General features: G+C 63.4%; 23 protein-coding genes. 4 read left to right on the forward strand and 19 right to left on the reverse strand.

Annotated elements, in window-relative coordinates; genetic code table 11:
- The 7 genes from LB554_RS16615 to LB554_RS16645 all read right to left on the reverse strand — a co-directional run bounded on the left by LB554_RS16615 (window position 1) and on the right by LB554_RS16645 (window position 8595).
- Window positions 1-948: a cation diffusion facilitator family transporter gene (locus tag LB554_RS16615; RefSeq protein ID WP_140617656.1), complete on the reverse strand. Its 948-nt coding sequence runs from the start codon at window positions 946-948 to the stop codon at window positions 1-3.
- Window positions 949-953: 5 nt separating this feature from the next.
- On the reverse strand, window positions 954-3143 hold the full coding sequence (locus LB554_RS16620) for an anthranilate synthase (protein ID WP_224585685.1): 2190 nt from the start codon (window positions 3141-3143) through the stop codon (window positions 954-956).
- 221 nt (window positions 3144-3364) lie between these two features.
- Window positions 3365-4420 carry a succinylglutamate desuccinylase/aspartoacylase family protein gene (locus LB554_RS16625; RefSeq protein ID WP_224585687.1) on the reverse strand — a complete coding sequence of 352 codons (1056 nt, stop codon included), beginning with the start codon at window positions 4418-4420 and terminating at the stop codon, window positions 3365-3367.
- 87 nt (window positions 4421-4507) lie between these two features.
- Window positions 4508-5683: an MFS transporter gene (locus LB554_RS16630; protein WP_224585697.1), complete on the reverse strand. Its 1176-nt coding sequence runs from the start codon at window positions 5681-5683 to the stop codon at window positions 4508-4510.
- Between the two features lie 298 nt (window positions 5684-5981).
- Entirely contained in the window at window positions 5982-7358 is a 1377-nt protein-coding gene (locus LB554_RS16635) for an FAD-containing oxidoreductase (protein ID WP_224585897.1), read from the reverse strand.
- Window positions 7359-7369: 11 nt separating this feature from the next.
- Window positions 7370-7831 carry a DUF4126 domain-containing protein gene (locus tag LB554_RS16640; RefSeq protein WP_140721635.1) on the reverse strand — a complete coding sequence of 154 codons (462 nt, stop codon included), beginning with the start codon at window positions 7829-7831 and terminating at the stop codon, window positions 7370-7372.
- A gap of 116 nt (window positions 7832-7947) precedes the next feature.
- Window positions 7948-8595, reverse strand: coding sequence for a glutathione S-transferase family protein (locus LB554_RS16645; protein ID WP_224585699.1), 648 nt, complete (start codon window positions 8593-8595; stop codon window positions 7948-7950).
- A 212-nt stretch (window positions 8596-8807) separates the two neighbouring features.
- Between LB554_RS16645 and LB554_RS16650 the strand changes: the two genes are divergently transcribed.
- Entirely contained in the window at window positions 8808-9365 is a 558-nt protein-coding gene (locus tag LB554_RS16650; RefSeq protein ID WP_224585701.1) for a sugar O-acetyltransferase, read from the forward strand.
- On the opposite strand, the gene LB554_RS16655 is transcribed toward LB554_RS16650, so the two are convergent.
- Complete coding sequence (locus LB554_RS16655) at window positions 9352-10701, reverse strand: ATP-binding protein (RefSeq protein WP_224585703.1); 1350 nt, start codon at window positions 10699-10701, stop codon at window positions 9352-9354. The genes LB554_RS16650 and LB554_RS16655 overlap by 14 nt on opposite strands.
- The gene (locus LB554_RS16660; protein WP_140665149.1) at window positions 10698-11357 is read right to left on the reverse strand and encodes a response regulator; all 660 of its coding nucleotides are present in this window, start codon (window positions 11355-11357) and stop codon (window positions 10698-10700) included. Before LB554_RS16660 ends, LB554_RS16655 begins: the two co-directional genes overlap by 4 nt.
- Before the next feature lie 166 nt (window positions 11358-11523).
- On the opposite strand from LB554_RS16660, the gene LB554_RS16665 reads away from it, so the two are divergent.
- Both LB554_RS16665 and LB554_RS16670 read left to right on the forward strand, forming a co-directional pair.
- Window positions 11524-11790, forward strand: coding sequence for a PepSY domain-containing protein (locus tag LB554_RS16665; protein WP_224585705.1), 267 nt, complete (start codon window positions 11524-11526; stop codon window positions 11788-11790).
- 5 nt (window positions 11791-11795) lie between these two features.
- Window positions 11796-12380, forward strand: a complete 585-nt coding sequence (locus tag LB554_RS16670) for a cytochrome b/b6 domain-containing protein (protein WP_224585899.1) — start codon at window positions 11796-11798, stop codon at window positions 12378-12380.
- Between the two features lie 56 nt (window positions 12381-12436).
- Here the strand turns inward: LB554_RS16670 and LB554_RS16675 are convergent, their stop codons facing one another.
- Complete coding sequence (locus LB554_RS16675; protein ID WP_224585707.1) at window positions 12437-13432, reverse strand: helix-turn-helix domain-containing protein; 996 nt, start codon at window positions 13430-13432, stop codon at window positions 12437-12439.
- Window positions 13433-13557: 125 nt separating this feature from the next.
- Here LB554_RS16675 and LB554_RS16680 point away from each other — a divergent pair, with 125 nt between their 5' ends.
- Entirely contained in the window at window positions 13558-14202 is a 645-nt protein-coding gene (locus LB554_RS16680) for a cysteine hydrolase family protein (RefSeq protein WP_224585709.1), read from the forward strand.
- Between the two features lie 67 nt (window positions 14203-14269).
- On the opposite strand, the gene LB554_RS16685 is transcribed toward LB554_RS16680, so the two are convergent.
- From LB554_RS16685 to LB554_RS16725, 9 genes are all read right to left on the reverse strand, one after another.
- Window positions 14270-15949: a formate--tetrahydrofolate ligase gene (locus tag LB554_RS16685; RefSeq protein ID WP_140823199.1), complete on the reverse strand. Its 1680-nt coding sequence runs from the start codon at window positions 15947-15949 to the stop codon at window positions 14270-14272.
- Window positions 15950-16261: 312 nt separating this feature from the next.
- The gene (locus tag LB554_RS16690) at window positions 16262-17386 is read right to left on the reverse strand and encodes a DUF2333 family protein (protein WP_015316037.1); all 1125 of its coding nucleotides are present in this window, start codon (window positions 17384-17386) and stop codon (window positions 16262-16264) included.
- Between the two features lie 103 nt (window positions 17387-17489).
- Window positions 17490-18788: a DUF6638 family protein gene (locus tag LB554_RS16695; RefSeq protein WP_224585710.1), complete on the reverse strand. Its 1299-nt coding sequence runs from the start codon at window positions 18786-18788 to the stop codon at window positions 17490-17492.
- A 67-nt stretch (window positions 18789-18855) separates the two neighbouring features.
- On the reverse strand, window positions 18856-19263 hold the full coding sequence (locus LB554_RS16700) for an endonuclease domain-containing protein (RefSeq protein WP_015316039.1): 408 nt from the start codon (window positions 19261-19263) through the stop codon (window positions 18856-18858).
- 69 nt (window positions 19264-19332) lie between these two features.
- Window positions 19333-21243 carry an AAA family ATPase gene (locus LB554_RS16705; RefSeq protein WP_224585712.1) on the reverse strand — a complete coding sequence of 637 codons (1911 nt, stop codon included), beginning with the start codon at window positions 21241-21243 and terminating at the stop codon, window positions 19333-19335.
- A 24-nt stretch (window positions 21244-21267) separates the two neighbouring features.
- Window positions 21268-22413, reverse strand: coding sequence for a hypothetical protein (locus tag LB554_RS16710; protein ID WP_224585713.1), 1146 nt, complete (start codon window positions 22411-22413; stop codon window positions 21268-21270).
- 40 nt (window positions 22414-22453) lie between these two features.
- Window positions 22454-23542 (reverse strand): hypothetical protein, encoded by a 1089-nt coding sequence (locus LB554_RS16715; RefSeq protein ID WP_140665129.1) that lies wholly within the window; start codon window positions 23540-23542, stop codon window positions 22454-22456.
- Window positions 23543-23861: 319 nt separating this feature from the next.
- Window positions 23862-24251 (reverse strand): c-type cytochrome, encoded by a 390-nt coding sequence (locus tag LB554_RS16720; RefSeq protein ID WP_140875383.1) that lies wholly within the window; start codon window positions 24249-24251, stop codon window positions 23862-23864.
- Between the two features lie 130 nt (window positions 24252-24381).
- A complete protein-coding gene (locus tag LB554_RS16725) occupies window positions 24382-24993 on the reverse strand; it encodes a thymidine kinase (RefSeq protein ID WP_140617670.1) in 612 nt (203 codons plus the stop codon).
- Window positions 24994-25070 lie beyond the last annotated feature (77 nt).

Below are 25070 nucleotides of genomic sequence, written 5' to 3' on the forward strand. Positions count from 1 at the left end.
TCAGGCGAACGGCACCGCGGTCGTGCCCTTGGGCAGCTTGGCTTCGTCGTCGGGCTCGACATGGATGGTCACCCGCACCGAGGGGAGTTCGGCCTTCAGCGCGTCTTCGATGCGATCGCAGATGACATGGCTGGCGCCGACCGACATGTCGGCGTCGACGACCAGATGGAACTCGATGAAGGTGGCGCGGCCGGCGATGCGGGTCTTGAGGTCGTGCACCTCCATGGCGCCCTTGCAATTGGCCGAGATGATGTCGCGAATGCGCATGTGCTCCGCCGTGTCGACGGCCCGGTCCATCAGGCCGTTCATCGACGAGCCGATGACATGCCAGCCCTGCCACAGGATGTTGAGCGCGACGATGACGGCCAATGCCGGGTCGAGGATCTGCCAGCCGGTCAGGATCGCTCCGACGAGGCCGCCGAAGACGCCGACCGACGTCACCACATCGGTCATGATGTGATTGCCGTCAGCGACCAGCGCCGGCGATTTCTCCGCCCGGCCCGTGCGGATCAGCATCCAGGCCCAGAAGGCGTTGATGACGGTGGCGACGCCGTTGACGGCAAGGCCTTTCCAAGGCTGTTCGAGCGGCGCCGGGGCCTGCCAGGAGCGCCAGACTTCGTTCAGAATCAAAAGCGCGGCGAGCACGATCAGCACGCCTTCCAGCACGGCGGAGAAATACTCGGCCTTGTGATGGCCGAAGGGGTGGTCCTGGTCGGCCGGCTTGTGGCTGACCTGGATCGCCCAGAAAGCGGCAATCGACGCGATGACATTGACGATCGATTCCAGCGCGTCCGAATAGAGCGCGACGGAGCCGGTCACGTACCAGGCGGCGGCTTTCAGCGCGAGCACGACAAAAGCGACCACGATCGACCAGAAGGCAAGGTTGGCGACCTTGCGCTTCGCGGCCGCCCTGGCTGCGATCGCCATCGTGTTCTCGGCTTCGGCCATTGGCGTCAGGCTGCCTTTTCCTTGGCCTTTCGCGGCAAATGCGCGACGATGTTCTCGATGATGCGCATGCCGGCATTGTGGCCGAGCGTCATGATCGATTCCGGGTGGAACTGGACCGCGGCGATCGGCTCTTTGCGGTGCTCGAAGGCCATGATGACGCCGTCTTCCGTCTCGGCCGTAACCATGAAATCGTCGGGCAGGCGTACCGGATCGGCGAAGATCGAGTGGTAGCGGCCGACGGTGACTTCCTTGGGCAGGCCGGAGAAGATGATGCCCGGCTTCGAGACGCGGATACGCGACGGCTTGCCGTGCATGGGAATGTGCAACTGCCTGAGTTCTCCGCCATAGGCTTCCGCCAGTGCCTGCAGGCCGAGGCACACGCCGAAGATGGGTAGGTCGCGCGCGCGCGCCTTTTTGATGGTCGCGGCGCAGTCGAAGTCCTTCGGCGTGCCGGGTCCGGGTGACAGCACGACGAGGTCGGGCTTCAGCCGGTCGAAGACTTCCTCCGGCACCGGCGAGCGCACGGTCGAGACATTGGCGCCGGTCTGGCGGAAGTAGTTGGCCAGCGTATGGACGAAGGAATCCTCGTGGTCGACCAAAAGGATGTTGACGCCGTCGCCGACGCGCGCCGTGGTGCGCTCGGTGCTGGTCGAATTGCCCGTCTTGGCGTCGCGGATCGCGGAGAGCATGGCGGATGCCTTCAGTTCGGTTTCAGCTTCTTCTTCCTCTGGAATGCTGTCGAAGAGCAATGTAGCGCCGGCACGAACCTCGGCGATGCCGTCCTTGATGCGGATGGTGCGCAAGGTAAGGCCGGTATTCATGTCGCCGTTGAAGTTGACCATGCCGATCGCGCCGCCATACCAGGCGCGCGGGCTTTTCTCGTTCTGCTCGATGAAGCGCATGGCCCACAGTTTCGGTGCGCCGGTGACGGTGACCGCCCAGGCGTGCGAGAGAAACGCGTCGAAAGCGTCCATGCCTTCACGCAAGCGGCCCTCGATGTGGTCGACGGTGTGGATCAGGCGCGAATACATCTCGATCTGGCGGCGGCCGATGACGCGTACAGAACCCGGCTCGCAGACCCTGGACTTGTCGTTGCGATCGACGTCCGAGCACATCGTGAGCTCGGATTCGTCCTTCTTCGAATTGAGCAGCTTCAGGATCTGCTCGCTATCGGAGATGGCGTCGTCGCCGCGTTTGATGGTGCCGGAGATCGGACAGGTCTCGACGCGGCGGCCGTTGACGCGCACGAACATCTCCGGCGACGCACCGATCAGGTATTCGTTCTCGCCCAGGTTGATGAAGAAGGAATAGGGGGACGGGTTGATGGACTTCAGCTTGCGCGAAATCTCGGAGGGCTGGGTCTCGCAGCGCTCGTAGAACATCTGACCGGGGACGACCTCGAACAGGTCGCCACGCTTGAACGAGTCCATCGCGCGGCGCACCAGATTGGCGTATTCGCCGGGCTGATGGTCGCCGCGTGGCGGGATGCGGTCGGCGGTCCTGAACGGCTCGGCGATTTGGTCGCGTGGCAGGCCTTCGGTCGAAAAACCTTCGCCCGCATAGTCGTAGCGGTCGGTCCAGGCCTTGGCCGAGTAGTGGTCGACGACCAGGATCTCGTCGGGCAGGAACAACACCAGGTCGCGCTGGCTTTGCTTGCGCACGAGCGTGTGGTCGACCGGGTCGAACTGGAAGGCAAGGTCGTAGCCGAAGGCGCCGTAGAGACCGAGATTGGCGTCTTCCGCCGTCTTGAACAGCGCGGTGATGGCGCGCAGCACAGTGAAGACCGAGGGAACGCGGCTGCGTTCCTCCTCGGTGAAGACACGGCCGGGTTTGGCGACATCGAGGCGGATCAGCTTTTTCGAGGTCTCGGCGATCGTGACCTCGGCGAGGCCGCCCAGTGTCCTGCCGATGACCGGCAACAGCGCCTCGCCACGGCCGTTCAGCGCCTCGATACGCATGGCGCGGCCGCGTGCCGAGATGACCAGCGGCGGATCGATGATGGCCGTATCCCAGCGCGTGTAGCGGCCGGGATATTCGTAGTTCGAGGAAAATACCGCGCCCCGGCGCGAGTTCAGCCCCTCGACATAAGTGTCGATCGCGCCTTCATAGGGGCGGTCGTGGCGCTCGCGGGTGATGGTGATGCCACCCGCCGTCGCGAAGCTTTCAGCGCCGTTTTCCAGAACCTTCAACGTCATTGCCGTCTCCATCAGCTACTTGGGCAACGGACCCGGGAATGGCTTTAAAAAACAAATGGCCGCCCGGACATTCCGTTGCGGCCACCCTCTATTTTCACGCGCACGCGTTCGAACAGGCCGCTGTCAGCAGGCCCACCACCAAATGGTCTTGATCGAACGCATGTTCATGGCGATTCCCTTAGCGGCGATTGGGCGGCCGCGCAACTGGATTCGACGCAGGCTCAATCCTCCAGCGTGCCCGACCTTGCATCGGCGCTCTTCCTGTCGCCAACCAGTTTCAACAGGTCTTCGCCGGAGCGGATGATGCGGCGCGAGCGGCGGGTCAGGATGATGCCGTCCTGCGGCGCGAACACTTCCGTGCGGCCATCGGCTTCGCCTGGCGCGTGAACGATGGTAGCGAGCCGCGCGCCCCTGGTGACGCGGTCGCCGGGCTTGACGTCGTAGAGGACCGCACCGCCACGGGGCGCCGGCATCATGTCGATATTTTCCAGAGGTGCCGCGACGCCCTTGAAGGGGCCGGGCGCGGGCAGGGCGGTGTCGGATATCACGCCGCGCGCCACCAGCAGCCGGTAGAGGCCTTCGGCGTCGGACTTGGCCAGCGCGCCGTCGACATCGAGAATGCCGCGATATTCGACAGTGGTGGCGACGCGCCTGTCGAACTTCGCCACATCGGCCGATGCGTTCTGGTAGGGCATGATCGAAGCGCCCTCGAAGGTGCCGTCGGTGTCCTCGCTCCACAGCACCACGGCATCGACGCCCATGGCGGCGGCGCAATCGGCCATCCCGGGCCACAGGCTGGTGTGGACGTAGAGATAGGCAAGACCCTCATCGTCGCAGTGCAGGTCGAGCACGATGTCATGGCCGAGCGAAAGCTGCACCAGGCGCGACTTCAGCCGCTGGTCGGCGCCGCCAAAGGTGGCGTCCGGCAAGAGCCTGGCGTCGGGCGCGGCCAGCAGCGGAAAGCCGCGGTTGAAGTTGGTGCGGGTGCCGAGATGAAAGCGACCTTGGTGCTCGCCGAAATGGTATTGCGCGCGGCCGATCGGGTTGGCCCAGGGCACGATGGTGATGTTGCCCCTGATGCGACCCTCGGCCTCGGCCTTGTTCAGCATCGGCATCAATGCATCGATGACGACGACGCCAGGCAATTCGCCGGCATGGAGCGCTGCCTGCAGGTAGGCCGAAGGTGCTGTCTTGTCGGCGCCGGCCAAGCGGAGCACCGGGAATTCGTAGGAAACGCCGTCGCTGTCGCCGGCGATGCGTTCGATCGATTTCTGCATGACGTTCTCCATGAAAGCGAGAAGACATGCCCATTGGAAGGTACCGATGTCGATTGGTCCAGCCCGCCGCGCTATGGGCGCAAGGGCCTATTCCGCGGCAGCGTGAAGCGTGACAGGCGCGCGCCTGTCCAGCGCCGCCGACAGCACCGCAACGGCGACCGCCAGCAGGGCTAGCACCGCGCCGACCAGTGGCAAACCGGCATAGGAAACGCCTGATGACAGCGCCACGCCGCCGATCCATGCGCCGCCGGCATTGCCGACATTGAAGGCGCCTTGATTGAGCGTGGCTGCAAGGTTCGGTCCTTCGGAAGCCGCCTCGACGACCCGGATCTGCAGAGGTGGCACGACGACGAAGATGAGCAGGCCCCAGAGGAAGACGATGCCGATGGCAACGCTGGCGATCGTGCCGAACTGCATGAAGCCGACGAACAGCAGGGCCATCAGCAGCAAGGTGGCGATCACTGTCGGCATCAGTTTCCAGTCGGCAAGCCTGCCGCCGATGATGTTGCCGATGGTCATGCCGGCGCCGAACAGCAAAAGCACCCAGGTGACCGCCGCGGTCGACAGGCCCGACACGCCGGTGAGGTATGGCTTTATGTATGTGAAAACGGCGAACAGGCTGGCCGAGGTCAGCGCCGCGATCAGCATCGCCAGCCACACTTGCAGCTTGCCGAGCACACGGACTTCGGCGCGCAGACCGCCGCCGCTCGGTTCCGTGACGTCGGACGGCACTAGCCAGGCGATGGCCGCGACCGAGATCAGGCCGATGCCGACCACGGCCAGAAAGGTGGCCCGCCAGCCGAAGGCTTCGCCGAGTGCGGTGCCGGCGGGAACCCCGAGGATGTTGGCGAGCGTCAGGCCCGCGAACATCAGCGCGATGGCGCTGGCGCGCTTGTTGCGCGGCACAAGGCTTGCCGCGACGACCGAGCCGATGCCGAAGAAGGCGCCATGGCCGAAAGCGGTGAAGACGCGCGCCGCCATCAGCAGCCAGTAATTGGGCGCGATGGCGCAGAAGAGGTTGCCGACGACGAACAGGGCTGCAAGTCCCACCAGCACGGGCTTGCGCGGCAAATGCGCGGTAGCCATGGCCACGACAGGCGCGCCGAAGACGACCCCCAGCGCATAGCCGGTGACCAGCAGGCCGGCGGCGGGGATCGTTACGCAGAGATCGGCGGCGACCTCGGGCAGCAGGCCCATGATGACGAATTCGGTGGTGCCGATGCAGAAGGACGCAATGGCAAGCGCAAGGATCGGCAAAGGCATGGAAGGTCCAGACTGAATCGGTTCAATTCAGACTGCGCGAGACCCCTGCCGGGCGCAACAGACATTGCCGCAATGCAGCAATGCAGAAAGCGTGGAGCGGACGTCTCCTCTTCTACCGGCCCGACGCAGACCGATCCTTCAAGGGCTGAAACGATGTCGCTTCGTCCCAGTTCTGCAGCCGGACACGTTATCTTGAAGCCTGCCGGTGCCCCAACAATAATTGCGTGATGACGACCGTGAAATCGCGGAGCCTTCGGCAAGGCACAGGCGACGATTGAAGGGGCAGCGGCTGACAGTCTCACGCCAGCGGCTTCAGCTCCTGGGCGATGGTGGGCAGCAGCTCCGAGACGGTGGGATGGATGTGCACGGCGCGCGCCAGTGTGTCGACCGACGCCTTGGCGTACATCAGGTCGAGCACGCAATGCACCGCCTCGTCACCGCCGGGACCGAGCACCGAGCAGCCGAGGATCTCCCTGGTGTCGGCGTCCACGAGGATCTTCATGAAACCCTGCGTCTCGCCCTTTTCGACGGCGCGCCCGACACGGGTCATCGGCCGCTGGCCGACCAGGGCGCGACGTCCGGATTTCCTCACCGCCGTCTCGGTCATGCCGCAGCGGCCGAGCGGCGGGTCGATGTAGAGCGCGTACGCCTCGATGCGGTCGCTGATCCTGCGCGGATCCTTGTCGAGCAGATTGGCGGCGACGATCTCATAGTCGTTGTAGGAGGTGTGGGTGAAGGCGCCCTTGCCGTTGCAGTCGCCCATCGCCCAGATGCCTGGCACGCTGGTGCGCAGCTGGTCGTCGACGACAACCGCGCCGCGTCCGTCGACCTCGACGCCCGCCTTGTCGAGGCCGAGATCGTCGGTATTGAGCGTTCGGCCCAGCGCCAGCAGCACATGCGAGCCGACCGCGGGCGGCTGGCCCGTGGAGAAACTCACGGCAATGTCCCCGCCCTGCTTGGCGAAGCCGATGTCGTCGGCGCCGACATGGACCGCGATCCCTTCATTTTCGAGGATCGACAGGATGGCGGCCGAGACGTCCTCGTCCTCGCGGCCGGTGAGGCGCGGGCTCTTTTCGATGACGGTGACTTCCGAACCGAAGCGGCGGAACATCTGCGCGAATTCGAGCGAGATGTAGCTGCCGCCGACGACGATCAGGTGGCGCGGCAAAACGTCGAGATCCATCATCGACGAGTTGGTCAGATAGTCGATGTCGTGGATGCCGGGCAGGTCCGGCACCGAGGCGCGGCCGCCGGTGTTGAGAAAGATCTTGTCGGCGGTCAACAGGTCGTCGCCGACGCGCACCGTGTTGGCGGATTCGAAGCGTGCATGGCCGCGATAGAGCGTGCAGCGCTCCATTCCGGCGATCCAGGTCTCCAGATTGCCACGGGCGTCGTTGGTGACCTTGTCCTTGCGCGCCTTGATCCTGCTATAATCGACCCCGACGGAGCCGGGGAACGTCACGCCATAGTCGGCAGCGCGCCGCGCCAGATGGGCGGCATAGGCGCTGGCGACCATGGTCTTGGTCGGCATGCAGCCGGTGTTGACACAGGTGCCGCCGACCAGCTTGCGCTCGATCAGCGCCACGCTCATACCGGCTGCCGCCAGGCGGCCCGCCAGGGGCGACCCCGCCTGGCCAGCGCCGATGATGATGGCGTCGAAGGTCCTTGCGTTCAAGGTCTGGGCCGTCATGCCACCGCCGCCACGATCAGCAGGCCGCCGATGATCGCCACCGCATCCTCGATGAAGGCCGCGGGCGGATCCTTGCCGAAAACGGCCGCCAGCCGGCCGCGCGCTTCGGCACCACCCAGGGTGCCGATGACCGCGCCGATCGCTCCGGCGATCAGGCACACGATGGTGGCGCCGCTGGTCGCGCCGATCACCGCGCCGCTGAACGCGCCGAGCAGAATGCGGGCGCCGAACTGCTGCGGCACCTTGCGGCTTGGCGTCGACGGCAGCTGGTCGGTGACCAGTTCGACTATGGCCAGGACGGTGAAGATGCCGACAGCCGCCCAATGGCCCATGAAGCTCGCCCAGGTGCCGGCAACCGGCAGCCAGCCGAGATAGGCGCCCCAGGCAACGGCGGCAGGTGCCGTCATGGCGCGCAGGCCGGCAATGACGCCGATCAGGAGTGCAAGAATGTAGAGCATGGTCGATCCCCCTCGATCCCGGGCCGGTACAGCCTTGAAACGGCAAGCTACCATAGGCCGGATATTTGGCTAGGCCGCAGACTCACAAGCGCACAGCCACGGCGGATCGAGGCAAGTCAGTTGGCTGATGGAGCGTTGATCGCAAATTGCGCGGCGAAAGCCCTGATATAAGCGGGCCGAGCTTCCCCACGCGCCACATAGGCGGCCAGGTTTTGGTATTCATCCAGAATGCCTGACATCCTCAGTCGCAGCAGCACTGACACCATCAGTAGATCGCCGGCGCTGAACGCATCATCGAGCCAGTCCGCGACGCTCAAATGAGCCGAGAGACAGTCCAGCCGGGCGCGAACACGGTCCTTTACCAGCGGCAAGCGCGCCTCGCTCCAGGGCTTGTCGGCTTCGAAAATTCTTGCCGTGGTCAGTTCGAGGATCGGCGGCTCTATGGTGTTCAGTGCGGCGAACATCCACGTGATCGCTCGCGCGCGGGCGTTGCGCTCCTTCGGCAGCAGGCCCGCATGCTGCTCGGCAAGATGAAAGACGATCGAGCCGGTCTCGAACAGCGAGAGAGAACCGTCCTCATAGGTAGGGATCTGGCCGAAAGGATGGATGGCCAGATGATCAGGCGCCTTCATGCCCGCGAAGGAAACAAAACGAACCGCGTAAGGCTGCCCCACTTCTTCCAGCGCCCAGCGAACACGCGTATCGCGGGCCAGTCCCTTGCCGCCATCGGGCGATCGTTCAAACGCCGTGATGGTGATTGTCATCGCATTTGTTCCTTGCCTGGGCGAATTTCTTCGGCTTCCTACCGAGGACGAATGAGCTTCCCGGAAATCGACATCGGTCCTGAACTATTTCATTGCTGGAGCAGATCGCGAATGGCCGCCATCAGCAAGGCCGCGCATCCTGGTTTACGGATTTCACGTCAGTCCTCGCCTTGGCGCTGTTCGCAGTGATGTAAAAAAACGGAGGCACTGCCATGGTTCAGAGCGAACGCGCGAAAATGGCTGATGGTGAATGGTATACGTGCCTGGATGACGATCTTGGCGCGTTGCGCGGCTTGGCCGCGGATGCGGTGTTCGAGCACAATACGCTGCCGCCTCGCCGACGCGGGAACCTCGGGCCGGCCCTGCGGACACTGCTGGGCGGCGTGGGCGAGGGTGCCCGCATCGAGGCGCCGTTCCATTGCGCCTACGGCTTCAACATCTTTCTCGGCGCCGGCACCTTCCTCAATGCCGGCTGCACCATTCTTGACACCGCGCCGGTGCGCCTCGGCAAGGGAACGCTGCTTGGCCCCAGCGTGCAGATCTATTGCGCCGAGCACCACAAGGAGGCGGCAAGGCGCCAGGCGGGGCTGGAGATCGCCAAGCCGGTCACGATCGGTGACAATGCCTGGATCGGCGGCAGCGCGGTCATCCTTGGCGGCGTCAGCATCGGCGAGGGCGCCATCGTCGGCGCCGGGGCGGTGGTGACGCGCGACGTGGCGGCGCACACGACCGTGGTCGGCAACCCGGCGCGGGTGGTCAGGCGGGGCTAACACTACGCGGCGGGAACCTGATCGTCGCTTCAAAACCGTCCCGTCGGCCGGATGCCGGTGAGGTCAGGACAAGCGTCGCATCGATCTGCTGCAGGATTTTGGTGACGATCGCCAGTCCCAGGCCTGATCCTTCGGCACGCGTCCCACCGCGTTCAAACCGTTTGACCAGACCGCCGGGAGCTGACGCCACCGGACCTTGGTTGATCACGCTGAGCCGGGCATCGTCAGTGATCCGAATGACAACCTCGCCGCCCTCGGCGCCATGCCGCAAGGCGTTCTCGATGAGGTTGCGCAGGATAATGGCCAATGCATCCGTATCGATCGCGGCCAACGCCTTGCCTTTGTCGGACGTTTCAAGACGAAGCCGACCCCTGTTCTGGCCGTGCTGCTCGAAGTCGGCGACCACCAATGCGGCGACCGCGGCGAGATCGGCTGGCTTGCCGGCGATCGCTACTCCTGCGTCGGCGCGCGCCAGCTGCATCAGCTTTTCGGACAGGCCGGCGAGGTCGGACAGAGCCGCCTTGATCTGGCGCGGGCGTTTTCTTGCCGCCTCGTCGGATGTTTCCGCGATCAGGCGCTCCGTTTGTGCCAACGCCCCGGCGATCGGTGTGCGCAATTCATGCGCGGCGTTCGCCGTGAACTCCTTTTCAGCGTCGAGCGCCATATGCAGGCGCCGCATCAGGCTGTTGACCGACTTGGCGATGGCGGCAAGTTCGGAGGGCAGGTCCTCGGTGCGGATCGGAGCAAGGTTGTCGCCGTGGCGGGCGCTGATCTCGCCGCGCAGTGTCGCGATCGGCCTCAGGAAACGCGTCAGGGTCAGCCACGCGACAAGTGCGCTCAACGGGATCAGAATGACCATCGGTATGAGGAAGCCGGTGGCGGCTTCGAGCGTTTCCTCATTACGCCGTGAATCGAGCTCGGCGACCTGAATGAGTATTGTGCCGCTGACCGCAGGCTCGGTGTAGATGCGCCATCCGGCTGCCTCCGAGAAGCCCTGCGCGAGCTCAGCCGTGAGCGGCTCCGCGGGAGCGTCATGGGAATGCATGAGAAGGCGGCCGCCGGCGTCCCGCACCTGGAAGATGAGGCGGCCGCCTTCGTCGTCCGAAACAGCCTCCCCCAGCCTGCGCGGCGATTGCGATGCCTCACGCCCGAACATATCGTCGATGACCAGCGGCAGCAGTCTGCGAGCTGCCTCCTGCATCGAATTGTCCATGGCTTCATTGATTTCGCGGTGCAGCGTGATGCTTCCGGTGCCAGCGGCGACCAGGCCAACAGCGACCGTGACGAGGATCAGCGACGACACGAGGCGACCGGCAAGGCTGCTGAAGACCTTCATGGGAGTGCAAGGCGGTAGCCCAACCCCCTCACGGTTGTAAGGACCTGGCGCCCGATCTTCTTGCGCAAGCGGCTGACATAGACTTCGACAGTGTTGCTTTCGATCTCCGCGCCGAAGGCATAGAGCGCCTCCTCGATCTGGTTCTTGCCGACTGTCATGCCGGGCCGGCGCAGGAACTGCTCCAGCACCGCCCATTCGCGCGATGTCAGCATGGCCTCCGTGCCGTCGATGGTAACGCGGCGCGCGGCCTGGTCGATTTCGACGGCTCCGAGCCGGATCAAAGGGTTGGGGTTTCCGGCATAGCGGCGCGCGACCGCGGCAAGGCGTGCGGACAACTCGCTGAGATCGAAGGGCTTGACCAGATAGTCGTCCGCCCCGGAATTCAGCCCCGCTATGCGGTCTGAGAGCTGGTCGCGCGCGGTCAGGATGATGACCGGCGTATCGGTGCCTTCACGACGCAGCGTTTTAAGGAATTCGAGACCCTTGCCGTCGGGCAGATGCAGGTCAAGCAGGAGGAGCACATAGGAAACTACACGGAGGTGATCGCAGGCACCGCCAAGCGTCGTGCTCCAGTCCACGGCGTGGCCGTCGGCAGCGATATGATCGCGCACCGCTTCGCCCAGCACCGGATCATCTTCGATCAACAGAACGCGCACTTCGCCTCCGTGTCGCTGCAACACGCGCCTTCATGCGGCACGAGGCTGACAGGAAGCTGAATGAAAGCCAACTGAGGCTTTTGCACGATGCGATGCGTGTTCAGGCTGCTGTCAGGTTTCGCGGCCAAGGTCCTCGACATCGGAATCGGCCGATGGAGAAAATAAGATGAAGACCTTGATCCTGACCGCGCTGGTCATGGCTTTTGCCAGACCGGCCTTCGCCGCCGACAAATGCGATGTGCCGACCGGCCAGTGGCAGCCGCGCGAAGCCTTGCAGAAGAAGCTCGAAAGCGAAGGCTGGAAGGTTCGCAGCATCAAGACGGAACACGGCTGCTATGAAGCCCAGGCGCTTGACGCCAATGGCAAGAAGCTGGAAGCCGTCTTCAATCCCAAGACGCTGGAGTCGGTCGGTGCCGATTCCGATGACGGTTGACGGCCATGAACGCCACTGTTTCGACACGAGAAACCTCGGCCGAGTCGACACGAGAGGCCTCGGTCGAGGTCTGGAGCCCCTACGTCCGCCTCTTTCACTGGTCGCTGGTCCTTTGCGCCGCGGTGGCGTGGCTTTCTTCAGGCGAAATCATGAAGGTGCATGAACTGGCCGGCTACAGTGCCGGGGTTCTGATTGCCTCGCGTTTGATCGCCGGTCTGGCGGGGTCGGGATACACGCGCTTCCGTCAGTTTGTGCGTGGACCGCGCGTGGTGAGTTCTTATCTCGCCGACGTGGCGCATGGCGATGAAAAACGCTATCTCGGCCACAACCCCGCCGGCGGTGCCATGGTGCTGGCGCTTCTGGCTTGCGTGGCAGGAATTGCGCTCACCGGCTGGATGCAGACCACCGATGCCTGGTGGGGCGTGGCCTGGGTCGAGGATACGCACAAGATCCTGGGCAATGGTGTACTGGTGCTGATTGGACTTCATGTCGGCGGCGTGCTGCTCGCCAGTCTGCGTCATCATGAAAATCTGGTTCGCGCCATGATCACCGGCCGTAAACGCGCGGCCTCGCCGCAAGACGTTGGCTGACCGCGGAGAGCGGAAATGCAAGGGCACCGCAGCGACGCGACGCCCTTGCCGTTCGATCACGATGACAGGGCCAGCGCCACCCGTCCGTCCTGATCGACCCGTCTGGAAAACTCGCGCCGATATTGCGCGGGTGATGTCCTTAGCCGCGCGGCGAAATGTTGGCGCAAGGAAGTTGCGCTGCCGAAGCCGGCCTCGAAGGCGACCATGTCCATTGGCTTGTCCGTCGTCTCCAGCAGCCTCTGCGCCAGCGCGATGCGCTGGTCGGCCAGCCAGTCGCCGAAGCTGGTACCTGTCGTCTTGTGGAAACGGCGGGTAAAGGTGCGGCGGGTGAGACCGGCCGCGTCAGCGACGCTATCGAGACCGTGCGGTTCGCCTGATGTCGCGCGCACCATGTCGAGAGCCTGGCTAAAGCGGTCGGCGGCTGGGCTCGGCGCTACCGGGCGTTCGATGAACTGCGCCTGTCCGCCCTGTCGGTGCGGCGAAAGCACGATGTGCCGGGCGAGCCGCAGTGCCGCCTCGGCGCCATAGCGTGCGCGTACGATGTGCAGGCAGCAGTCAAGCCCGGCGGCGACGCCGGCGGAGGTGACGATGTCGCCGTCATCAACGTAGAGCACGTCCGCATCGACCGAAATGTCGGGATGGAGAGCCTGCAGCTGATCCGTATAGGCCCAATGCGTGGTCGCCTTCCGTCCCGAAAGCAGGCCGGCGGCGGCGAGGGCAAAGGTGCCGAGGCAGAGGCCCACAATCAGCGCGCCGCGTCGGTGGGCGCCGCCGAGCGCTTCCTTGAGCGGTTTGGTCAGAGGCGCTCCGAGATCCTTCCAGCTCGGGATGATGACGATATCGGCGTCTTCGAGCGCGGCAAGCCCGTGCGGGACCAGGATGCTCAATCCGGCGTCGGTCTGGATCAGCCCTTCCTCCACGCTGCAGACGCGGAAGTCGAAGCGCGGCAGGCCGAGCCTGGTGCGGTCGGCGCCGAACACCAGGCACGGCACGGAGAGATGGAACGGGCTGATGCCGTCGAAGGCGAGGACGGCGATGATGGGAGCGGTCATGGGGCGTTTCCAGTGTGAAGGAGGATTGTCCCAATTCTTTCGTATAATGTCAATCGGGCCACTGTTGGCGCCTCGGTCAGCAGGCTATCTTCGGTCCATCGCATTCAAGCCTGAAAGGAAACATCATGTCTGCCCCAGCCAACACCGCGCTGCGCCGCGCGCTGATCGTCGTCGACGTCCAGAATGACTATGACGGCGGCAACCTGGCGATCCAGTATCCGCCGTTCCGCGACAGCGTCGTCAACGTGACGCGTGCCATGGATGCCGCATCGGCAGCAGGCATCAAGGTCGTGGTCGTCAAGCAGATGGCGCCCGAGACGTCGCCGATCTTCGCCCGGGGCAGCCATGGCGGCGAACTGCATCCCGAGATCGCCAGGCGCGGCCGCGACCATTATGTCGAGAAGAACTTGCCAAGCGCCTTCACCGGTACCGACCTCGAGGACTGGTTGCGCGCCAACGCCATCGATACGATCGCGGTCGTCGGCTACATGACGCATAATTGCGACCTGTCGACCATCATCCATGCCGTGCATATGGGCTTCGCGGTCGAGTTCCTGTCCGACGCGACCGGTTCGGTGCCTTACGCCAACAGCGCCGGTTACGCCTCGGCGGAGGAGATCCATCGCGTGGTGAGCATCATCCTGCAGTCGCGCTTCGCCGCGGTGCTCAAGACCGCCGAATGGATCGACTGCCTGGAGACCGGCGCGCTGCCGGAACGCGACACGATCCATGCGTCCAACCAGCGGGCGCTGTCGCGCAGCGCCGCGTAGGACGATCCGCAAACGAGAAGGGCGCTGCGGCGATGCGGCGCCCTTCTTGTTCTTGTCGAGATGAAGATCAGAACAGGCCTTCGATCTGGCCGGCCTCGTTGAGGAAGATCTTTTCCGACGACGGCTTGCTCGGCAGGCCAGGCATGGTCATGACCTCGCCGCAGATGATGACGACGAAGCCGGCGCCGGCGGACAGCCTGACCTCGCGCACCGGCACGGTGTGGCCGGTCGGCGCGCCGCGCAGGTTCGGGTCGGTCGAGAACGAGTACTGTGTCTTGGCCATGCAGACCGGAAGGTTGCCGTAACCGGCATCCTCCCAGGCCTTCAACTGGTCGCGCACCGATTTGTCGGCGATGGCTTCCGAGCCGCGATAGATGCGCTGAACGATGGTGTTGATTTTCTCGAACAGCGGCATGGAGTCGGGATAGAGTGGCGCGAACTGCGAGGCGCCGGATTCGGCGAGCGCCACCACCTTGTTGGCAAGCTCCTCGATGCCGGCGGAGCCGTTGGCCCAGTGCTTGCACAGGATCGCTTCCTCGCCCATCGAGGCGACATAGTCCTTGAGCGCCTGGATCTCGGCGTCGGTGTCGGAATAGAAGTGGTTGATGGCAACGACCGCCGGGACGCCGAACTGCCTGATGTTCTCGATGTGGCGTCCAAGGTTCGGGCAGCCCTTCCTGACGGCTTCGATATTCTCCTTGCCAAGGTCTTCCTTCTTGACGCCGCCATTCATCTTCATGGCGCGCACGGTGGCGACGATGACGGTGGCGGCCGGCTTCAGCCCGGCCTTGCGGCACTTGATGTCGAAGAACTTTTCGGCACCCAGATCAGCACCAAAACCGGCTTCGGTGACGACGTAGTCGGCAAGCTTGAGTGCCGTCGTGGTGGCGACGACCGAATTGCAGCCATGCGCGATGTTGGCGAACGGGCCGCCATGCACGAAGGCCGGGTTGTTCTCCAGCGTCTGCACCAGATTGGGCTGCATGGCGTCCTTGAGCAGGACGGCCATGGCGCCATCGGCCTTGAGGTCGCGGGCATAGACCGCCGACTTGTCGCGGCGATAGGCGACGATGATGTCGCCGAGGCGTTTTTCCAGGTCCTTCAGGTCGGTGGCGAGGCAGAGGATCGCCATCACTTCCGAGGCGACGGTGATGTCGAAGCCGGCTTCGCGCGGAAAGCCGTTGGCGACGCCGCCGAGTGAGCAGATGATCTCGCGCAGCGCCCGGTCGTTCATGTCCATGACGCGGCGCCACACCACGCGGCGGGTGTCGATGCCGAGTTCATTACCCCAGTAGATGTGGTTGTCGATCAGGGCCGACAAAAGGTTGTGCGCCGTGGTGATGGCGTGGAAGTCGCCGGTGAAGTGGAGGTTCATGTCCTCCATCGGCACGACCTGCGCGTAACCGCCGCCGGCGGCTCCGCCCTTGACGCCGAAATTCGGGCCGAGCGAAGCTTCACGGATGCAGACGATCGCCTTCTTGCCGATGCGGTTCAGACCGTCACCGAGGCCGACGGTGGTGGTGGTCTTGCCTTCGCCGGCCGGGGTCGGGTTGATGGCGGTGACGAGGATCAGCTTGCCGTCCCTGTTGCCCTTCACCGACTTGATGAACTCGGCCGAAATCTTGGCCTTGTCGTGGCCGTAGGGCAGCAGATGTTCGGTTGGGATGCCGATCTTCTGGCCGATCTCCTGGATCTGCTTTTTCCTGGCGCCACGCGCGATCTCGATGTCGGACTTCACTTCGGCCATGACGGCGTTCCTCTGGATTGGACGGTGGAGGGGACGGGGTTGATCTTACTCGCAAGAAGGCTGGAGCCGGACGCGCAGGGCATCTAACCCTGTCGCTGCGGCGGCGTCAACTTTCATGCAACTATGTTTCCTATAGAGAAAATTCCTCTGCGGCGGCCGACCTATTCCCGGTTCTTTATGGCTCCGCTTGCCGCGCCGTATAGAAGCCAGAGCAGGGGCGCTTCCGCCGTCTCAAAACAGCCGCACAATGCACGGAATGCGACAGACGCGACGACGCAAATCCGCCATCGCGAGTGTTGCCGTGGGACAGCGCTACTGCGTCAGCACGTTGCTGATTTCAACCATGTTCGAGCGCACCCGAAGCACGTAGAAGCCCATCGTCGTCAGATGGGTGGGCAGCAGCCAGCCGTCCTCGCGGCCATTGGCGATGATGAAGGGCTGGATGCGCAGGGCCGACACGAACTGCGCGTCCATCGTATCCCACAGGCTCTGCAGGTGCTTTTCCTTGATGACGTCCTCGAAGTCGGCCTGGGCGCCCTTCATCAGGCCGTAATAGGCATAGAGCTGGCCATAGGCGAACCAGTAGCGGTCGTCGGCGCGGGTGTCGAACCAGCCATTGTTGTGGTTCTCGGCACGCTCCTTGAGGATGGCGGAGGTCGAGCCGATGTCACTGGCGATGCGATCGATATACTGCTTCAGATTGTCGGCGCGGGCATCGAAAGTGGCCTGGCAGGTGGCGAGCCGGGCATTGAACGAACGCAGCTTGCGCACGGCGTCGCGATAGTAGCTCGGCGTCGGTGTCTTCGGTCCAAACGGGCTCACGCCGAAATACCAGGTATACTCGTCGAACTGCAGATTGCCACGCGCGTCCTGCAGGTCGGCATCGATCTGCGAGGTGGTGCGCACGCGGCCGAGATTGTCGGCAAGTTCGGTCGCCGTGCGTCGCACCGCCTGGTTGATGCCGCGCTGGAAAGAGGCCTTGTTGTCCATCCACGGGGTGTTGTCCCAGTCAATGCCGAACAGGCCGAGCTTGTAGAGGATCATCGACGAGATCCAGGCATTCTGGTTGACGTTGAAGTCAGTCAGGTCCGCCGCCACCTGGGCGATGCCGGAGTTGCCGCAAGTCTTGGCCGTGTCGGTGCCGGCGCCGGCGGCCACCTGTTCACCGGCGGAAACGTTGCGCTTCTCGAACGTATAGGTGTCCGGGTAGTTCGGGTTGAACCTGTTCCACCACTGGGTGGCGTAGAAGAAGTTGGCGTAAAGGCCGATCAGCACCAAAAGAGCCAGCCCGACGACGGCCTTCAGGATCCAGCCGCGCTGCGTGTACCAGCGGCCGGCCCACAAGAAGGGCCACAGGATCACGCCGATCAGAAGGCCGATGCCGCGGCCGATCCACTGGAACAGCTTGACGAAGAAGTTCACGATCGGGTCGAGCATGGCTGTATCACCCCCTCAGCACGATGCCAAAAAGTTGCAGGCTTTTTGGATAACATCATGCACCAAAACAACAAGTTAGAACGGAATGACGGTTCATATCATTCTAGTCGGTCAGGCCGTAGAGGCGTGTGCGAAACGCCACCTTTTCCTTCAAATATGTGGTTTTCAGAACGTCCACAACATGCGATCGCCAAGCGTCGCTGAAGCCGTCATAGTCCTTGTAGAAGCCGTCCTTGTTGAAGATGTAGCGCGACACGAAGTCCGACGGCACGAAATCCGAGATCAGCCGGTTGGTCAGCCAGGCGTCGGGATGATCAGGCTTGGCGCGGACCACCAGGAAGCGCTGCTGCGGGAAGACGTCCTCGATCTTGAGGTGGCCGAACTGGGCGATCTCGCGCTTGGCGGCGTTGAGGAAGGGAAAATTGCCGTCCCTGGTGATCAGGTCGGCATGGCCCTGGATCCAGGTCTGCAGCCAGACCTTGTCGACGTCGGTCAAATTGCGGTTGGGCTCGGCGTCGCGGATCAGCGCGCGCACGACCATTTCAGCGCGGTGCTCGAGATAGCCCGAGGTTTCGATCCAGGAGGCGCGCGGCAGTTCGATGCGGCCGGTGGCGGCCAGGAATTTGAACACCTTGTCGGCGTCCTTGATGGAGAGATAGCTCACCTGCCAGGGCCGCGAGCGGCGGAAACCTGGAGCCGCCGGATCGCTGATCACCGTCGTCATGTCGGGATCGACGAAGACGTAGAGGCCGCCGAAATGGCTGGTCCAGTAGGCGTTGTGGCGGAAGATCACCTGGTCGGGCACCAGCGCGTTCTCCCTGATGTCGCCGCAGACCTTGGCGAGTTCCACCATGCGGGTCAGCATGGCATTGTCGCGCCAGGCGTCGGGCTCCTGCTTCAGCCGGTCGACGAGCTTGCCGAGCTCGGCCGCCTTGCCCAGCACGTCCTCGGCCGACAGCACCTTGAACTCGACCTGGCTGATCGACAGCAGGTCCTCGATGTCGTTGACCTTGGGAACGGAATCCTCCATCTCGCCGTAGATCACGTCCTTGATGGTCAGCGCGTCTATGGCGCGCTGGTTCCTGGACATGAATTCGAACATCAGCTGCGAGGTATTCGAGAAGGCCGTGTGCACCACCGGCAGGTCGATCTGCGACGGCGTCAGGATGATGAAGCGGCGGTTGACCTCGTTGGGATCCAGATAATCGTAGTCGCCACACTCCTCGGCCACTTCGGGCGAAAAGCCGGTGCGGTCGATCTGGAAACTCTTCAGCCTGGTGGGCTTGAGGCCGAAAGCTTCCAGCGCCTTGTTGTAGCGCTGGATGAGATGCGGCTCGTCGACCGTGAGCAGCCGGCCGTAGATGAGTTCGTTGTCGCGCAGGAGGTCGGGTTTTTTGCTCATCTTGCCTTCTCCCCGTTCACGGGGAGAAGGTGCCCGAAGGGCGGATGAGGGGCGGCGCAAACGCTCATCATCTCGTCTCCAAGATTGAAGGCAGAAACTTCGCGTCGATGCCAATCATCTTCTTGTTCAGCCGACCATCCACGGCCGCAACGATGGTCTCCAATACGCTCTTTCGGCCGCTCAAAACATCAGCGTGCCAAATCCTCAATACCGACCAACCATTAGCGTTCATCGTTTCGTCCCTGTAGCGATCCCGGGATCCACCTGCATGCTGGCTGCCATCGACCTCCACGACCAGATTAGCCTCACGACAGGCAAAGTCGGCGAAATAGGGCCCGATGGGCAGTTGGCGAATGAATTTGTGGCCATTCAATCGTCGCCCACGCAGTTCATGCCAGAGCTTTTCCTCGGCATCATTCTCGATTTTCCGAAGCTCGCGGGCTCTTGCCACCTTGGGCTCGTTTCCACCACGCATGGCGCTGCCCCTCATCCGCCCTTCGGGCACCTTCTCCCCGTGAACGGGGAGAAGGAAGAAGAGCTCGCCTCACGCATTCCACAGACCCTTCTTCTTCATCTCCTCCATCTCACGCGCCGCGCGTTCGCGCAGCCTTGCGTCGCGCAGCAGCTTCTCCACCGCGGCATCGTCGGATTTGTCGGAATAGCGGAACTCGGAATCGGCGTAGCGGTTGATCTCCTGCATGACCATGGCAAGCGAGAACGGCCCGCGCAATTCCTCGATCATCGCCTTCTTGTCGTCGTAGCTCTTGTGCATGAAAGCTTCCGGCTTTTCGAACCAGTCGTCGGGAAGCTCGATGTCCATGGCACGCATCTTGATGGCGTCGGTGACGTTCTTGATGGCGCGGCCGGTGAAGCGCGGCTCGGCGTCCTTGATCAGGTGCAGGTAGGTGCCGATGTCGGCCATGGTCCTGGGCGCGCCATTTTCCTTCATATAGCGCTCGTAGACCCGCACCAGTCCGTCCTCCCGCGGCTTTTCATGCTCTTCATAGGCTTCGGTCACGGCGCGCTGGATCTCCTGCGCGGCGTAGAGTTCGTGCTTGCCCAGGGGGATTTCGTGGTTCTTGCCGGCGAGCAGCACGAAAATGTCGATATAGTCGTCTCGGGTCTGCGGCCCGTCGACCAGCCAGCGGGCGCCGGCGCGCTGGCGCAGCGCATCGTCGACATTTTCGGGATAGTTGGAAAACATGCCGAACGAGCAATTGCCACGCACCACGGTGGCAGCACCGGCGAAGGCGTCCATCAGCACGCCGGTGATCTCCTGCTGGCCGGCCGATGCGCGGTCGTCGGAACGGCGGGCGGCCACCTGGTCGATGTCGTCGATGGTGCCGAAGCCGATGACGCGCGGGTTCAACACATTGTTGATGAACTGGCGGCAGTTCTGGCCAGACTTGCCTTGGTAGGACGAAATCTGGTCGACGCCGAAATTTTCATAGGCAAAGGGATAGCCGGCGACCTGGCAATAGCCGTTGACGAGGCCGGCGATCATCTGGATCAGCGTCGTCTTGCCGGTGCCGGGCGCGCCGTCGCCGATGAAGGTGAACAGGAAGCCGCCGAGCTCGACGAACGGGTTCAGTTCACGCTCGAAATCATAGGCCATCAGCATCTTGGCGAGCTTGACCGACTGGTATTTGGCGATGTGGTTGCCGACGACCTCTTCCGGTTTCTTGAAGGTCATCACCAGCGGCTTGGAGCGCTTGCCGGGCGCGACGTCGAAGCCGTCGAGGGTGAAGTCGTCGGCGTCGATGCGGATATGGGCGTTCTCGAACGGGCCGATGCCGTCGAAGCGGCTTTTGCGCGCCAAAAGCCCGTCGATGGCGACGCGGGCGAAGGCGCGCGCCCTGGTCGTCAGGTCGCCGTCGTCCGTCGAGCCCGCTATCGCCTTGTCGAGGCCGGCCAGGATCGATTTCACCGCATCCTGGGGCGTGTCGAACAGGAAGTCCGGCTCGGGGATATCGTTCGGCGCCTCGCCGCCGCCGTCGATGAGCTGGAACAGATACGAGGCGAGGCTGAAGGCCGAAATATAGGCCGAAGCCGACAGCAGTTTCTTGAAGGTGGACGCCTCGTCGCCTTCGAGCGGCGCGCGGGTGTTCCTGGCCTGCAGGCTTTCGAGATCGGAGCCTTCGGCGAAGACGTCCGATACCGCCAGCGCGATCGCCGTGCCGCGCCGGGCGCGAAAGAGCAGCGTGTGCTGCGGGATGGTCAGCAACTGGTCGTCGGGATGAACGGCGCCGACCGTCTTCGACAGCTCGACCTCGCGGGTGCGGCGCACCGAACCGACCGAGACGGTGGAGACGAAGCGGCGGTTGGTGCCGGCCAATGCCGTACCGGATTCGCGCGATGGATCCTCCAGCACGACGATGCGGGTGATGAAGCTCTGCGCGGTGGCGCGGTGTTTTTCGATAGCCGCTTCCGGGATGGTGGTCAGGCCGGTGTCCATGAAGGGTGCTCCGTGGTGTGACGGTCAGACGTCTGAGATGACCTGCCCATTCGATAGGATGTGAACCTTGTAGCCGCCAAAGATCTTCTGTGCTTCGCCGGCGGCGTAAAGCGCCTGGTAGGCTTCGTGCGGGATCAGCGCGTGGTTTTCGTAGCTCGACACGCCCTGGCGGGCGGCTTCCAGGTCGTCGGTGTTGATGAAGAATTCCTGCGTCGTCTTCTCGCTGGAGAACAGGCCCTTGCGGCCGGGCTTCTCGCCTTTGGAATAGACTTCCTGGATGGTCCAGGTCAAAAGCCAGGCATTTTCGGGCTTGCGCACCTTGGCCAGCACTTCCGTCACCGTCGAGTTGTTGTCGGTGATGCCTGCCGAGTAGAAGGGGCCAAGCACCACACGCCTCAGCTGCTTGGGGTGCAATGGCTCGAAATCCTTGTCGAGATTGACCGCGATGGTCGCCGGCGACAGCGTATAGGCTGAATTCTTCTCGGTGAAATCGTCGAAGCGGTGGGCAAGCTCGGGGTTGAGCAGGCCCTCGACGGGCAGCGGAATGTCGACCTTGTCGTTGAGCTTGCCGCTCCGGTCGACCAGCTGGCGGACCATGCTTTCCGAGGAATCCTCCACCGTCACCATGTAGACCAGAGGCAGGTTGGCGCTGCCGTCGAAGCTTGCCCAGTGGACGAGGTAATAAGGCCGCGCCGTCTTCGGATTGACCGACACCTTGGCCGTCTGCGCCAGCGTGAACGGACCGAAGGTCTGCTCGCTCTTGACGTCTTCGAGATAGAGCCGCTCGGCCATCGATTTCTGCAGCGCCTCGGGGAACTCCTTGTGGCGTAGGATGAAGTCGGCCATCTCCTCGCGCAGCTCGCCGGCCTGGGGGATGTTGGCGAGCCGGGCTTCGGCCTGCAGGCGGTCGTTTTCCAGTTCAAGCAGGTTCTGGAACACCGGGTAGCCGCTCTCGGCGCGCGAAATGCGGAACGTGTCCATGAAGCCCAGCCGGTTGCGCCAGCAGGAAAAGGACTTGTCGAGCCGGGCGATGTACTCGGCAACGATCTTGGCGACGATGCCGTGCCGGTAAAGCGGCGAGCGGTCGTCGCGCATGAACACTTCAAGGCCGCTGAGCGCGGCCATGATTGCCGAGAAATACCGCGCCGCGGCGTCGTTTTCGGGGGTCATGCTGTCAGTCCTGGGATTGTCGCACCGGTGTGCGCGGCAATTATGACTGCACGTAGTTGGCCGAATTGTGCTTCTTCAGCACCTCGTCGAAGCGGCGGGCAAAGGCATCGTCGGCCAGCTTCTTGCGGCGCTGGATGTCGGCGCTGGCGACCATGTTCTTCTCGTGCATCTCCAAGAGATCGCCGATGTGCTTCTGCGAGGCGGCGCCGATGCCGGCCATGGTTTCCTCGGCCGTGTTGTCGACCTGGCTGCCCAGCGTGTTGATCTTGTGGGCGACGTCCTGCTGGGCGGCCGTCTTCAGCGAGTCCTCGAGCGCCTTGTAGAGCACGATGCGCTGTTCGGTATCGATGGTCAGCTTGTTGATCAGCGTCGACTGCGCGGCGATCTGGTTGTTGAGCGAATCGACGAAGGTCTGGAACATCGAAGTATAGCGCTCCAGCGTCTGGCTTTCGGCCAGCAGCTCCTGCTCCTTCGCCTGCTTTTCATTGTATTCGGTGGCGAGCTTGGAACGCTCGCCCTCGAGCTGCGTGCGGTCTTTCTGGCTGGTCGAGGCGGCGATCCTGTTTTCGATGTCGAGCAGCATCGGATTGAGCTCCTCGATGCGCTTCTGCACGGTTTCGAGGTTGGTCATGGTGATCTTGCGGCGCTCGATCACCTGCGACAGGCTGGCCTCGGAGGTCTTGTAGCGCTGGTCGAGAATTTCCTTCTGCGCCTTCAATATGCCGACGATGGTATCGGACTTGGCCAGCAGCTCCTGCAGGTTGCCGGCGAGCGACATGTTGCGGACGCGATCGGTGCGCATGCGCTGCTTGCGCTGCGCCGAAAAAACGCCGACGAAGTTTTCCCAGCCGGTATAGTTCTTCATGCTCTCGAACTCGGCGCCGAAGACGTTGGTGGCGTCCTCCAGCCCGATGATCAGGTCGGCGATGTTGCCTTCCATCACCTTCTGCTGCTTCAGCACATCCTCAATGCGGGCGTTCTCGATGTCGAAATTGGCGTCGCCGATCTTCTTGTCGGCGGTTGCGAGCGTGTCGAGCACGGTGCCGGATTGCTCGATCTTGGTGCGCATGTCCTGGACGACCTGCTTGGTCTTGGCAATTTCGGCATCGAAATTCTGCAATGTCGCCATAGGGGCCTCCCGCTTCGGCTTCCGCTCGCTGGTTGCGAACAGCGGCGAATATATGTGGGGTATCAGGGGATTGAAAGACGTGAAGACAGTGGGTGGCGCGAAAACAAATATCCGGCCGAACCCTTGAAAGGCAATGGAGCCGTGGTCATGGCGTGATCAACTGGCAGGCCAAGCCTTGTTCAGCTGATTTTGAACTTTCATGCCGGCAAAGCAATCCATCCACGCGGAAGCGAATGGCTCCTAAACTCGACAACAACTGGCCATTTGCAGCCCCACACGGCGGCACAAGTTGGCCCTTCCGACGACGAACGGCGTCTGCTCAGGGTTTGGGGTCGGCCTTCAGATAGGCGATGACGTTGGCGATGTCGTCGTCATTGCTGAGGCCGCCAAAGGCCATCCTGTTGCCGGGCACCTTCAGCTTGGGCGATCTGAGGTATTCGGCAAGATTTGCCTCGTCCCAGAGGAGGCCGGCAGCACCCGCGCTCTTCATGGCGTCCGAATAATGCCCGAGGAAGCTTTCGGCGGTTCCCGCCTTGCGGCCGACGACGCCCATCAGATGCGGGCCGACCTTGTCGCGGTCGGACGCCGCCTCATGGCAGGCCATGCATCGGTTGAAAACATGTTTGCCCAGCACAGGATCGCCCCCGGCCCGGGCGGTAACGGAGGTGGCAAGCAAAAGAAGGCTGGCGGACAAGGCGGCTCGAAGCATGGCTGACCCCGGGAGGCTCTGGCTGAGGGTGGGAAAATAGGGCGCTGGCCTTAACAAAGGCACCATAGAACGGCGCGGCCGACAAGAGGTGGCAGCCAGCTACCCACGCCGACGCCCCAGCGAGCCCCATTCAGCGGCTGATAAAGCCGATGAAGTCGTCAGGTGCCGCGCGGCCCATTTCCTCTTCCCAATGCCGGCGGCAGAGCGAGACATAGACGTCCTTGCCGATCGCCACCTGTTCGCCCTGCCTGGCCACCTTGCCGTCGGGACCGAGGCGCACGACCATCGTCGCCTTGCGGCCGCAGCGGCAGATCGTGCGCACTTCGCGCAGATCGTCGGCGATCGCCAGCAGCGCGCGCGAGCCGGGAAACAGCTTTCCCTGGAAATCGGTGCGCAGGCCATAGCACATGACCGGGATGTTGAGCCGGTCGGCGATGCGGGCAAGCTGCCAGACCTGCTCCTCCTCCAGGAACTGCGCCTCGTCGACAAAGATGCAATGCACCGCCGTGTGCTGGTGATGCTCGGCGACGCGGGCGAACAGGTCGTCGCCGTCGCGGAACATCTCGGCTTCCGTTTCCAGCCCGATGCGCGACGAGATCAGGCCGGTGTCACCCTTGCGGTAGTGGCCGGCGACGAACAGCATCGTCGTCATGCCGCGCTCGCGGTAATTGTACGACGCCTGCAACAGCATGGTCGTCTTGCCGGCATTCATCGTCGCGTAGTGGAAGTAAAGCTTGGCCATGCCGCTCTTTTAAGCCGACTTGCCAGGCCTCGGGGAGGGGCCGGCGCCGCATTCCCCTGAAAAAGCCGCCATTGCCG

Source organism: Mesorhizobium sp. CO1-1-11 (assembly GCF_020164995.1).
Lineage (GTDB): Bacteria > Pseudomonadota > Alphaproteobacteria > Rhizobiales > Rhizobiaceae > Mesorhizobium > Mesorhizobium australicum.